10 protein-coding genes and 1 pseudogene are annotated in these 12,668 nt (G+C 56.0%); 6 read left to right on the forward strand and 5 right to left on the reverse strand.

Annotated elements, in window-relative coordinates:
- Nucleotides 1-2: 2 nt before the first annotated feature.
- Genes OS189_RS03965 through OS189_RS03975 form a run of 3 tightly spaced genes read left to right on the forward strand, consistent with a single transcriptional unit; the run spans nucleotide 3 to nucleotide 2,739 of the window.
- Nucleotides 3-392, forward strand: a complete 390-nt coding sequence (locus OS189_RS03965) for a hypothetical protein (RefSeq protein ID WP_267165964.1) — start codon at nucleotides 3-5, stop codon at nucleotides 390-392.
- Nucleotides 392-1,405, forward strand: a complete 1,014-nt coding sequence (locus OS189_RS03970) for a branched-chain amino acid ABC transporter permease (protein ID WP_267165965.1) — start codon at nucleotides 392-394, stop codon at nucleotides 1,403-1,405. Before OS189_RS03965 ends, OS189_RS03970 begins: the two co-directional genes overlap by 1 nt.
- The gene (locus OS189_RS03975) at nucleotides 1,402-2,739 is read left to right on the forward strand and encodes a branched-chain amino acid ABC transporter permease (protein ID WP_267165966.1); all 1,338 of its coding nucleotides are present in this window, start codon (nucleotides 1,402-1,404) and stop codon (nucleotides 2,737-2,739) included. The genes OS189_RS03970 and OS189_RS03975 overlap by 4 nt, the downstream gene beginning before the upstream one ends.
- Before the next feature lie 227 nt (nucleotides 2,740-2,966).
- Here OS189_RS03975 and OS189_RS03980 read toward each other — a convergent pair whose 3' ends face one another.
- Nucleotides 2,967-4,547, reverse strand: coding sequence for a helicase HerA-like domain-containing protein (locus tag OS189_RS03980; RefSeq protein WP_267165967.1), 1,581 nt, complete (start codon nucleotides 4,545-4,547; stop codon nucleotides 2,967-2,969).
- A gap of 481 nt (nucleotides 4,548-5,028) precedes the next feature.
- On the opposite strand from OS189_RS03980, the gene OS189_RS03985 reads away from it, so the two are divergent.
- On the forward strand, nucleotides 5,029-5,673 hold the full coding sequence (locus tag OS189_RS03985) for an invasion associated locus B family protein (RefSeq protein ID WP_267165968.1): 645 nt from the start codon (nucleotides 5,029-5,031) through the stop codon (nucleotides 5,671-5,673).
- Between the two features lie 68 nt (nucleotides 5,674-5,741).
- Here OS189_RS03985 and OS189_RS03990 read toward each other — a convergent pair whose 3' ends face one another.
- The 4 genes from OS189_RS03990 to OS189_RS04005 are packed head-to-tail and all read right to left on the reverse strand — an operon-like array spanning nucleotide 5,742 to nucleotide 9,984.
- Nucleotides 5,742-6,950: a beta-ketoacyl-[acyl-carrier-protein] synthase family protein gene (locus tag OS189_RS03990; protein WP_267165969.1), complete on the reverse strand. Its 1,209-nt coding sequence runs from the start codon at nucleotides 6,948-6,950 to the stop codon at nucleotides 5,742-5,744.
- Nucleotides 6,947-7,210: an acyl carrier protein gene (locus tag OS189_RS03995; protein WP_267165970.1), complete on the reverse strand. Its 264-nt coding sequence runs from the start codon at nucleotides 7,208-7,210 to the stop codon at nucleotides 6,947-6,949. The genes OS189_RS03990 and OS189_RS03995 overlap by 4 nt, the downstream gene beginning before the upstream one ends.
- 33 nt (nucleotides 7,211-7,243) lie before the next feature.
- The gene (gene lpxD / locus OS189_RS04000) at nucleotides 7,244-8,338 is read right to left on the reverse strand and encodes a UDP-3-O-(3-hydroxymyristoyl)glucosamine N-acyltransferase (RefSeq protein ID WP_267165971.1); all 1,095 of its coding nucleotides are present in this window, start codon (nucleotides 8,336-8,338) and stop codon (nucleotides 7,244-7,246) included.
- A 29-nt stretch (nucleotides 8,339-8,367) separates the two neighbouring features.
- On the reverse strand, nucleotides 8,368-9,984 hold the full coding sequence (locus OS189_RS04005; protein WP_267165972.1) for a L,D-transpeptidase family protein: 1,617 nt from the start codon (nucleotides 9,982-9,984) through the stop codon (nucleotides 8,368-8,370).
- 357 nt (nucleotides 9,985-10,341) lie between these two features.
- On the opposite strand from OS189_RS04005, the gene mepK reads away from it, so the two are divergent.
- Together mepK and OS189_RS04015 are read left to right on the forward strand one after the other, a co-directional pair.
- Nucleotides 10,342-10,911 (forward strand): peptidoglycan L,D-endopeptidase MepK, encoded by a 570-nt coding sequence (mepK, locus tag OS189_RS04010; RefSeq protein ID WP_267165973.1) that lies wholly within the window; start codon nucleotides 10,342-10,344, stop codon nucleotides 10,909-10,911.
- An 804-nt stretch (nucleotides 10,912-11,715) separates the two neighbouring features.
- Nucleotides 11,716-12,601, forward strand: a pseudogene (locus tag OS189_RS04015) (IS3 family transposase); the annotation flags it as partial.
- Nucleotides 12,602-12,668: the final 67 nt, after the last annotated feature.

A 12,668-nucleotide genomic window follows, 5' to 3' on the forward strand; every position in this document is an offset into this window, starting at 1 on the left:
TGATGATCAAACACCATTTCCTGCCAGCTGTATTGTGTTTCTGTGCCAGCACCGCGCTGGGCGCGCAGGAAATCACCTGCACTTTTATCAGCGAGTGTATTGATACCGAAGCCTGCGAAGACTCCAGTTACACCATTTCGATCACCCACAAGGACTTTGCGCACCCGCAGGACGGAATGGATGCAAGCGCTGTCTGGACCGATGATGCCGTGACACGCAATGTCCTGCTGCGCAGCAGGCCCGATATCGTTTTTGCGATGTGGGCAGAACACGATGGCCGCCAATTCGGCCGTTTGATGACCGATGGAGCAGGACAGGCCAGATATGTCGTGATGGATTCAACGACACCCCTGATGATCAGCTATCATGGTACTTGTAAGGACGCGGAATAATGGAATTTCTTAACGCAATCGTTGCGCTTGCAAACTACGTCCTTATCCCCGGCATCGCCTATGGCAGCCAGCTGGCGCTGGGGGCGCTGGGGGTGACGCTGGTTTATGGTATTCTGCGCTTTTCCAACTTTGCCCACGGTGACACGATGGCCTTTGGCACCATGCTGGTGATCCTGGTTACATGGTGGATGCAATCGGTTGGCATTAGTCTTGGGCCTGTACCAACCGCCCTGCTGGCCCTGCCCTTTGGCATTTTGGGCTGCATCGCGCTGGTGCTCCTGACCGACAGGGTTGTTTACCGTTTTTACCGCGAACAAAAGGCAAAGCCCGTGATCCTTGTGATCGTTTCCATGGGTGTCATGTTCATCATGAACGGCATCGTGCGATTTATCATCGGGCCGGATGATCAGAGCTTTTCTGACGGGCCGCGTTTCATCATTTCCGCGCGTGATTTCAAACGCCTGACCGGACTGGAGGAAGGTCTGGGCATCCGCACAACGCAGTTGATAACAGTTATCACTGCGATCATCGTGGTTGCACTGCTGTTCTGGTTCCTCAACAAAACCCGCGCCGGAAAATCGATGCGTGCCTATTCCGATAACGAGGATCTGGCGCTGCTGTCGGGCATCAACCCCGAGCGTGTGGTGATGATGACGTGGATCATTGTCGCCGGATTGGCGACCATTGCAGGCACGCTTTATGGTCTGGACAAGTCGTTCAAGCCGTTCACATATTTCCAGCTGCTGCTGCCGATCTTCGCCTCGGCTGTTGTCGGCGGTATCGGCAGCCCGCTGGGCGCAATCGCAGGCGGATTTGTGATCGCCTTTTCCGAAGTGACCATTACCTATGCATGGAAAAAAGTGCTTGGCTATCTGATGCCCGAAAGCCTTGAACCTTCGGGCCTCGTGCAACTGATGTCCACCGACTATAAATTCGCGGTCAGCTTTGTGATCTTGCTGATCGTGCTGCTGTTCAAGCCAACGGGCCTCTTCAAAGGGCAATCAACAACATGACCGATACTGTAAAAAACACAGCCCTCTTTGCGCTGGTCTTTGCGCTGATCCTGATTTCGGGGTTTTTCCAGGGGTGGAACAACGCGCTGTTTATTCTCAACATGGGGATCATATCCGCCATCATGGCGCTGGGGGTGAACCTGCAATGGGGCTTTGCGGGGCTGTTTAACGTCGGTGTTATGGGGTTTGTGGCCTTGGGCGGTCTGGCGGCGGTGCTGATCGGTATGCCCGCCACCCCCGGCGCATTTGCTGCCGGCGGGCTGGGCGTGATCCTTGCGTTGGTGCTGGGATCGCTAACGATTGTAGCGGCGGTACTGGTTTACAAACGTATGGCCGCAGGGCGCACCCGCAACCTTGTTATTGCCGCGGTCCTGATCATCGGCTTTTTTGTGTTCCGCGCCATTCTTGACCCTAACGTAGCCCTGATCGAAGCGGTGAACCCCGCCTCCACAGGATACCTTGGCGGGTTGAACCCCGGCACGGAAGAAACCTATCGCACCTACGGCTGGATGATGATGATCGCATGGCCGGTTGGCGGATTGTTTGCCGCCGGTGCAGCGTGGCTGATTGGCAAGGCTGCACTGGGCCTGCGCTCCGATTATCTGGCGATTGCCACACTTGGTATTGCCGAAATCATCATTGCCGTTCTCAAAAACGAGGACTGGCTGACGCGCGGTGTGAAAAACGTGGTCGGCCTGCCCCGCCCAGTCCCTTACGAACTGGATTTGCAGAGCTCCGCCGCATTTATAGAACGTGCCGCGTCGATGGGTCTGGATCCTGTGGAAGCATCAACCCTCTGGGTGAAAGTGCTATACGCGCTTCTGTTTGCAGCGGTTTTGGGGGTGCTGTTCTGGCTCACCCAGCGCGCGCTTAATTCCCCTTGGGGCCGGATGCTACGCGCTATTCGTGATAACGAAGTTGCCGCCGAAGCAATGGGCAAGGACGTTACCGCGCGTCATCTACAGGTGTTTATCCTCGGCTCTGCCATCTGCGGGATTGCAGGCGCGATGATGACCACGCTCGACAGTCAGCTGACACCGGGCACCTACCAACCGCTGCGCTTTACGTTTCTGGTATGGGTTATGGTGATTGTCGGTGGTTCGGGCAGCAATCTGGGCGCGATTCTGGGCGGATTTCTGATCTGGTTCCTTTGGGTGCAGGTAGAACCGATCGGCCTGTTTGTGATGGAACTTATTACTTCCGGCATGGCCGAGGACAACTGGCTGCGTCTTCACCTGATCGACAGTGCCGCGCAGATGCGTCTGATGACGATGGGGATTATAATGATCGTTGTTTTGCGGTTCAGCCCCCGTGGCCTGATACCGGAGAAATAGGGCGAGGTATGCTCACCGCTACGGCGGGTCTGTCAACGGCTCATCCGGCACGCTGTATCCGGCCCTGAGTGTTGCGGCCCCACGAGCGCCGGCAGAGCGGCAGAGCGGCAGAGCGCGACGCAGGGGATTGGCGGCGGCTGGTCCAAGCATTCCGGCAGTGCGTTTCACCCTGCCGGAATGGTTCCTTTCGTTGCTGACAGGCGGTCCGGGCCTGATCCGACAAAAGCTCAGCGGCCCTTGAACAATCCGCCCAGAATACCGCGCACGATGCGGCGGCCTGTGGTGCCTTTCAGCTCCTTGATCACGACATCCGCAATTGCGCCGCCAAAGCCTTCACCGGCTGGTGCACGGCGGCTGGTGGTGCGCCGCGGAGTGATTGACGCACCTTTTCCGGCGTACCGACGCGCCTTTTTGAACTCCCGCAGGGACGGGGTTTGCGGCGCGGCGTTTGCCTCGGCTTCTGCCTGTTCGATGGCGGCTTCCGATGCTTCCGCGTCGGCGGCGGCCTTTTCAGCACGGCTGCGCAGGATTTCGAACGCGCTTTCGCGATCCAAAGGCGTATCGTATTTCCCCGCCATGTCGGATGCCGCCATTAGCGCACTACGCTGCGCATCCGTAATCGGCCCTAACTGCGAGGATGGTGGCCGGATCAGCGTCCGCTCAACCACGCCGGGCACGCCTTTGGGTTGCAACATGGAAGTCACCGCCTCACCCACACCCACTTCGCGGATCGCTTCTTCGGTGCTGAAGGCGGGATTATCGCGGTAGGTCCGCGCGGCGAGCCGCAGTTCCTTCTGGTCTTTGGCAGTAAAGGCGCGCAGCGCGTGCTGGACGCGGTTGCCAAGCTGGCCCAAGATGTCTTCCGGTACATCGGCGGGGTTCTGGGTGATGAAATAGACACCCACACCCTTGGAGCGGATCAGCCGCGCGACCTGCTCTACCTTGTCCACCAGTGCCTTTGGCGCATCATCAAACAACAGGTGCGCTTCGTCAAAGAAAAACACCAGCTTGGGCTTGTCCGCATCCCCGACCTCGGGCAGTTCCTCGAACAGCTCCGAAAGCAGCCACAATAGAAAAGTTGCATAAAGCTTTGGCGCGCCCATCAACTTGTCCGAGGCCAGAATGTTGATCATTCCTCGGCCGTCCGCATCTGTACGCATCAGGTCCGACAGTGCCAGCGCAGGCTCCCCGAACAGCTTGTTACCGCCTTGGTTTTCAAGAACCAGCAACCGCCGCTGGATCGCACCAATCGACGCAGAGGACACGTTGCCATAGCGCAAGGAAAGTTCCTTGGCGTTTTCACCGATCCACACCAGCAGCGCCTGTAAATCTTTCAAATCCAGAAGCGCCATGCCGTCTTCGTCGGCGACGCGAAAGGCGATGTTCAGAATACCTTCCTGCGCTTCGCTTAGCCCCAGCAACTGGCCCAGCAGCAGCGGCCCCATTTCGGAAACGGTGGTGCGCACCGGATGGCCCTGTTCGCCAAACAGATCCCAGAAGGTGACAGGAAAGGCATCGTAGCTGAAATCAGTGAAGCCGATTTTTTCAGCGCGCTCTGTGAATGGGTCGTGAAGTTTGTGATCGGGGTCACCCGCAGCGGCAAGACCGCTGAGATCACCTTTGACATCCGAAAGGAAGACCGGAACGCCCGCATTTGCAAACCCTTCCGCCATGATCTGTAGCGTGACCGTTTTACCAGTGCCTGTGGCACCCGCTACCAGACCGTGACGGTTGGCATATTTCAGCGATAAATATTGTTTTATGCCGTAATCAGGTCCGCCGCCGCCAATAAAAAGGTCTGAACTCACCGTTAAACTCTCCTGTAAATCACTGCGCCTAAACGCTCCGGCAGAGCATACTTACTTAACCTTTAGGCGCCATAGTGAAATTGTTCACTCACCTTGTCCAAGGTGTGTGGATAATTCCTCCCTGTCAGACTAGCCGCACCTTCGGGTGCGGCCTTTTTCCAACCAAACAACTGTATTTGTTAATCAATTATTTTATATTAGCTGTTGACCGAATGCCAAGGCCTGCCTAGTCTGGCCTCAATAAGTCGGCACAGTCCGACGGGGAGAGACTGAAGAACCGGAAAAGAGAGCTTTTTTGAGCTCTCTTTTTTTATGTTAACAGGCATTTTTGATTGGCAGTTCAGATATTCAACGATGTTGCAGATTGTGAAACGCTAAGCAAAAAATCGCTCTATATTACCGGTTTGGACGTTCAATCCACCTGACATCCGGTCCACGGAATGTTAGAGCAAGGCAACTTCAAACAAACGACGGATTTCACATGACCAAATTCTCGACAACCCTTACTTTTTGTGCAGCGCTTGCAATTTCTGCCCCCGTTGTAGGGTTTGCACAAACAGCGACGCCGCAAACCGATGAGACTGTAACAGTCCAGACAGACGAAACGGTCGAACCTTCCACTTCTGTAGAGGATCAATTGAGCCTTGGCGAGGAAGCGGAAAACACGTCCGAGGTAGGCAAACCCTATACGCGCGAGACAATCGGTGCGTGGGAAATGCGCTGCATCAAGGTAGAAGAAGGCGAAGAGCCCTGCCAGATGTATCAGCTGATGGATGACGGACAGGGTGCGCCGGTTGCCGAGGTGTCGCTATTCCGCCTGCCGTCAGGCGGCAAGGCTGTCGCCGGTGCGACAATTATTGTGCCGCTGGAAACTGCATTGCCACAACAGTTGAACATCTCGATCGACGGCGGCAAGGCGCGCCGTTATCCTTATGCATTCTGTAACCCAGTCGGCTGTTATGTTCGCTTGGGCCTGACGAATGAAGATGTAGCATCCTTCAAACGCGGCAAAGAAGCCAAAATGACGATCGTTCCAGCACTTGCGCCCGATCAGAAAGTCATCCTGACGCTGTCGCTTAACGGATTTACTGCATCCTATGACAAAGTGTCCGTTCTGAACCAGTAATCCGGAACATATTTTTATGCCAAGATAGCCGCTCCTTCGGGGGCGGCTTTTTTGTATCCGACGCGAGATTAAATTTTTCGCAAAGCGATCACGGCATTCATCCCGCCAAAGGCGAACGCGTTACTGATTGCAACATTTACGGCTGCATCGCGCGCCTCGTTCGGGACGACATCAAGCGCGCATTCGGGGTCAGGCTCCTGATAGCCTATGGTGGGGGCAACCACCCCGTCCCGCAGCGCCATGATACAGGCCAACAGCTCAACAGCGCCGGTGCCGCCGATCAGATGCCCGTGCATTGATTTCGTCGAGCTGATCATCAGCCTGTCGGCATGAGGGCCGAACACATCCGCCACGGCGGCACATTCGGTTTTGTCGTTCGCCGCTGTGCCTGTACCATGGGCGTTGATATAGCCGACGTCAGCGGCATCTATGCGCGCGTCCTTCAACGCGCCTGCCATCGCGCGGGCTGCACCGTTTTTCGACGGCATCACGATATCGGACGCATCCGAGGACATGGCATATCCTGCGACTTCGCACAGTATCTCCGCCCCGCGCGCGCGGGCGTGTTCATATTCCTCAAACACAAATATGCCGGCCCCCTCGCCCTGCACCATGCCGTTGCGGTTGGCGGAAAACGGACGGCAGGCGTCTTTTGACATCACGCGCAGCCCTTCCCACGCTTTCACACCGCCAAAGCACAGCATGGATTCCGATCCGCCCGTCACCATCGCGGGCGCCATGCCTGAACGGACCATCGCAAACGCCTGCGCCATCGCGTGATTGGAGGATGCACAGGCCGTGGATACCGTAAACGAAGGCCCCTTCAGGTTCCACTCCATGCTGACATGACTGGCGGCGGCATTGTTCATCAGTTTTGGCACCACAAAAGGATGCACACGGTTTTTACCCTCTTCATAGACGGCGCGGTAATTGTCATCCCATGTGCTGACGCCGCCACCTGCCGTGCCCAGTACCACGCCCGACAGCGCGGCAAGCTCTCCGGTAAAGGTCAAACCGGATTGTTCAATCGCTTCGCGTGCGGCCGCAAGGGTGAACTGGGTGAAGCGGTCATAGAGTGACATTTGCTGGCGGTTATAACGTCCCTCTGCCTCAAACCCTTTGACCTGACCCCCGATCCGGATTTGCAGGCGATCCACATCGCGGATGTCCAGCGGCCCGATACCGCAAACCCCGTCCCGCATTGCAGTAAATGTATCGGCAACACTGTGGCCAAGCGCGTTGATCGTGCCCGCACCTGTGATGACGACACGCTTCATGCGCCCGACTGCTCCGCGCGCAGGCGTTCTATTCCCGCGATGATGCTGGCAACCGTTGAAATGTCGAACTCGGATTCCGTCGGGTTATTGGCGTTGAACGGCACGGTGATGTCGAACGCTTCTTCTATTGCAAAAATGCTCTCAACCAGTCCCAGACTGTCGATGCCAAGGTTCTCAAGCGTGCTGTCCGGTGTGACATCTTCCGGTTCCAGCAAGGCCTGTTCAGCAATGATCGCAATCACCTGATCTTTAACGGTCATTTTCGTTTTCCTCTTTGCACTACAAAAGGCGCATCATTGATCCGGCGCACGTTTGAATACAGCATTTTTCAGTTCCGCGACATCTCGCATCAGGCGCGGCAAACGGCGCAGCGCCTTATAGCCTTCAACCTGCTTGTCCATCTGGGTGGCAGGATAGCCCAGCATCGTCCGCCCCGCAGGCACATTCGACATCAGCTTGGTTCCCCCGCCCGCAATCACGCCATCTCCGACAAAGATGTTATCGTTCACGCCGCACTGACCGGCCAACACCACATTGTCGCCGATCGTTGCAGAACCGGCAATTCCGACCTGCCCGCAAATCAGACTGTTGCGCCCGATCACAACATTATGGCCCAAATGAACCTGGTTATCGAGCTTGGTTCCGTCCCCGATGACCGTGTCACGGATGGTGCCGCAATCAATGGTGGAGCCCATGCCGATTTCGACATCGTCACCGATACTTACCGCGCCGAGCGAATGGATGCGCGTCCACTCTTGCGCCTTGGCCTCACCCTGATCCCCCAGCGTTTTACGCACGGATTCTACGCTGGAGGGTTCGGCCGTGACAAAGGAAAACCCGTCACCGCCAATGCGCGCGCCCGGTTGGGCAATAAAATTTTTGCCGATGCTTACACGCGCACCGATGCTGACTGCCTCGCGCAGATAGGCACCTGCGCCCAGCGTCACATTCCAGCCGATAAAACACTGCGGCCCAATCACACTGCCTGCGCCGATTTTTGCACCCTTTGAAATCACCGCCAGCGGCCCGACACTGACGCCCTCGCCCAGTTCGGCATCGGGATCGACAAAGGCTGTGGGATGGATGCCGGCATCAAACCCCTGCCCTGCATCCAGCATTTTGGTCAGCCCCGACATGGCATAGCGCGGACGCGGCGCGATAATCGCAGCGTCCAGCCCCATTGCTTGCCAGTCGGCACCCTGCCAAAGCATCGCAACACGGGCCGCGCCTTGCGCCAGCGTTTCGGCGTATTTCGGGTTCATCGCCAGCGCCAGATCGTCCGGCCCTGCCATTGCGGGTTCGGCGGCGCGTTCGATCGAAATATCAGTGGCACCGAAGGCCTCGGCCCCCAATGCCACTGCAATGTCTTTTACGGAATGAGTGGTCATGTCACGCTCCCCTGAGGTTGCGCGCAGATTTACCCCTGAACGCTGTTGAGTGCCACCCCTGCCTTTTGCAATGCATCCCAAATGCGCGCATCACGGCCATAGATGTCACGACGGAAATTCAGATTTCCGCGCGCATCAGTGAAGGCAGTCCGGTATATGATGTGGATCGGCACCTTCGTTTCAAGGTTCACACGAGATTCACGCCCTGTGCGCAATTGCGCTTTGAAAAAGCCCATAGGGTCCGCTTCCTGCCGCGACAGCAGCGCCTCGGCGAAATCGAATGGATCGCTCAGGCGGACACAGCCATGGCTGAACGCGCGCACCTCGCGGTTGAACAGCGATTTTGACGGTGTGTCATGCAGGTAGATGTTGTATTTGTTCGGAAACATGAACTTTACCAATCCCAGCGCATTCGAGCGGCTGGGCGGCTGGCGCATGGAATAAGGAAAATTGCGCGCTGAATACCTGGCAAAATTCGCGGTCGAGCGGTTGACCTTGCGGCCTCTGCTATCTGTGATCTCGATATGGCGCACTGCGTTGGGATTGTTCCGAAGCGCCGGAAGATATTCGTTCACGACGATCGAACGCGGCACATACCAGCTGGGGTTGATGACCATATGGCTCATCATGTCGGAAAATTCAGGTGTAGGACGGTCCGAGCGATTGGCTCCCACAACCGAGCGCGTTTCGAATGTTACGCGGCCGTCATCCACAATTTTCGCTGTGAAATCAGGAATGTTTACCAGAATGTGACGCGCACCGCGCTCTTTCTTCAGCCAACGTTCGCGCTCCATTGCAACCAAAACAGATTTCAAACGCGATTCGATGCTTTCGTTCAGTTCCTTGATCGTACCGCTGCCTGCAACGCCATCTGCTTCCAGCCCGTGCGCTTTTTGGAATGCCTCTACGGCGGCACTGATCGACTTATCGTATGTCTTTGCGTTGGACCGTTCCAGATAGCCCATGACCATCAACCGGTTGCGCAGCGCAATCACCGCTGCGTCGGACTGTCCCGGCTCGACCGAGGATGCATTTACTGTCGGTCCCCATCCGCCGCGCAAGGCCTGTTCTTGCAACAGCATCTTTTGCTTCATCAGATTACTGTATTCGATTGTGCGTGGCGCAAGACTGCGCAGATACGCAGCGGGGCGGGCGGACAGAAGACCGGATATAAGCTCGGCGCGATCTGTGTAGGACACCTCACGCTTAATTGCGGATACCACCTTTTGCGGGACAAGCGCACCGCTTTGGATGTCACGGGCGTACTGCAGGAACATGCGGGTCATCTCGACCTCGATCATGCCCAGATCACGGGCTGAACGGGCATTCCGCATCTGCCGCTCCAGCGCGTCGGCATCATAGCGGGCAACCGGTAAACCGTGATCCCCCGCGCGGCGAAGCGCATCCAGAAGTGCGGCGCGGCGCGCCTGATGGATTTCATCCGGGCCTGTCCAGACCCCTTCGAAGTTCTGCGCGCGATAAAACTTTGCGATATCATCATCGCGCGAACCTGTTTCGGCCACCGCCTGTTTGAAGGCCGTGACCTGCGCGCCGGCCTGCTGTGGCGACGCAACAAAGAGTGCCCCCAAAGCCAGTGCGAAAGCGACCGATTTCGGCGCGTTGAAAATATGAAGTCTCGGCAACATCAGATATCCTCTGGGAATAGAAATAGTCTTGGTGTTCAAGACACTATTCTTGAACGGATCAAGGTAAGTCCACTCACAAAACCGAGAAAACAGGGGATTTTTTGCGAATTGATCGCAAAATGGTGCGCAAATGTAACCCGGAAACGCATTGCCTTTGCCATTTCGACAGATGCGCAAGAAATTGCCGAAAATTGTACTTATGATATAACGCAGTGATTCACCTCTTGGTTCCTTTTTTCCTCTATGCAATAGAGAACGGGCATCTGGGGAGATGATAATACAGTTCGTGTAACATCTCGGGCACATTGGCAGTATCCACAGGCACGCCTCACTTGGGCAAGAAACGGGACAGACAGTATGACAGCTAACAGTTCAATCGGCATGACGCGCCGCGGCCTTCTTGGCGCGTTTGCGGCAACAGCCGTCACAGCCGCACCAACATTCGCAAATGCCGCAGGTTTCTTACGCGGCGCTGGCGATATCCGGCGCATCAAGATGTACTCCGGCCGGACTGGCGAGCGGATCGATATGATCTACTGGATCGAAGGCAAGTATATCAAAGACGCCGTGAAAGAGGTAAACTATTTCATGCGCGACTGGCGGACGAATGATACGATCAAGATGGATCTGCGAACCGTAGACATCATGGCAGCAGCACATAACTTGCTGGATTCCGACGAACCTTACATGCTGCTCTCCGGTTATCGCAGCCCTAAGACAAACGCGATGTTGCGCTCGCGCTCGCGCGGTGTTGCCAAAAACTCGCTTCACATGCGCGGTCAGGCCGCCGATCTGCGCCTCAATTCCCGCTCGGTACCTCAGATGGCGAAAGCCGCAGCAGTGTGCCGCGGTGGCGGTGTTGGCCGGTATTCAGGATCAAACTTTGTACATATGGATTGCGGCACAGTTCGCACTTGGGGCAGATAACCCCCACCATATAGATACTGACGAAAGCGCTCTTTAACGAGCGCTTTTTTTATGTCCGGCAAGTCCGCAGCAGGCGGCGAACAGATAGATGCTATCTGATGAATGACGAAGGGAGAATAAAGAGGTAGTGTTGGGCTAATCGAGAGAAGAGCGAACACCACGATCACATTGAAATCCAAGGTTCTTTTCCATAGAAATCCCGCCCCCCTCCGTCTTTTTCACCACCGCGCATTCGAGCAGAGCAGCTTGCTAACGAGCGAAAGTCCGATTTTCGAGACGACAGAATCTCCGAATTAAAGCGGCAGATACGTGATTAAGTAAAATTCGAGACCGGAGCAACTAACCGGGAAGCATACATTGCCGTCGATAAAGCGGTGAAGATCATCGTTTTCAAAGGATGCGACAAAATGGGTATCTCCACCAGCCTTTCATCCCAACGTCGACGTAGGGAAAGGCTCCGTGTATCTTAGATCACATACACGCGCGTCCTGACATTTGCCAATTGGAGCAATTTTTCCGAGTTTACCGAAGCTAAAGTCAACCTTTGAAGGTCGCCCTCTGAGGAAGTTCCAACATATCCAAACTTTCCGGCCCCATTACTTTTCTAAGTAAGTGGACGTTTCTTAAAGGGACTTTGGCAGTGAGTAAGCTTCAATGGGAACAGTTATCTCACGGGATGTGTGAGCTTGCAGGACCTTGGCTTGGACCTGTCGCGGTTTGATGCCGCTCCTTTGATAGCATTTATTGCAATAAAGGAGACGAACTACGAGCACGGGAAGAACGGATGAACTCCGCAAGGATGCAGTGCGAATTGCGCTGACCAGCGGGCTGACACGGCGGCAGATTGCGGATGAATTAGGCGTTGGGCTTTCGACACTGAACAAGTGGGTGACAGCGCACCGCGACACGGATGTGGCATTGCCCGAGGATCGTGAGTTGAAGCGGGAGAACCAACGGCTTCGCCCGAGAACCGCATCCTCAAGGAGGACAGGGACATCTTGAAAAAAAGCCACCCAGTTCTTCGCGAGCCAAAAGCCATGAGATTTCGGTTCGTCCACTGCCCGGCAGTGCATGTTTACATGCACGAGCGGGTTGCTGGCTTTTCGCAGCCGCCCGGCCAGTCGCAGGCAGCGCACGGATATCGTTGTTCCGGCGCACATCAAGGAACGGTCGCGTCTGAGTCCAGGGCAGCTACGGCAAGCCACAAATGACCGAGGAACTGAAGGAGTTCGGTGTCGATGTTGGTCATCGGTGTGTCGGTCGCCTGATGCGCGAAAACGGGGTCACGGTTGAAAGAACGCGCAAGTTCAAGGCGACCACAGTCAGCGATCATCCGTTCAACATTGCCCCGAACCTGCTGGATAGCGACTTCAGTGCGGTCGGGCCAAACCAGAAATAGGCGGGCGACATCAGCTATATCGGAGCCCGTGAGGGTTGGCTGTATCTGGCGGTCATACTCGATCTGCATTCCCGGCGTGTCATTGGTTGGGCCCCCTCTTGTGACATTGCTGCGCAATGCACTGCCGGGCAGTGGTGCAGCAATCGCATGAAGCGTGGCTTAGCGATCCGGGCCCTGAAAATGGCCATCGCCTTCCGAGAGCTACCCGAGGGCTGCATCTTCCACAGCGACCGGGGCAGGCAATACTGTTCGCATGACTACCAAAAGATCCTGCGCCAGCAAGGCTTTAAGCCTACATAGCCTAGCGCACGAGACATAAGGGGCTGGGTGCGTTTGCGTCACTGCGCACCCCACCGAT

The sequence above is a fragment of the Sulfitobacter sp. F26169L genome (assembly GCF_026410285.1).
Classification (GTDB): domain Bacteria; phylum Pseudomonadota; class Alphaproteobacteria; order Rhodobacterales; family Rhodobacteraceae; genus Sulfitobacter.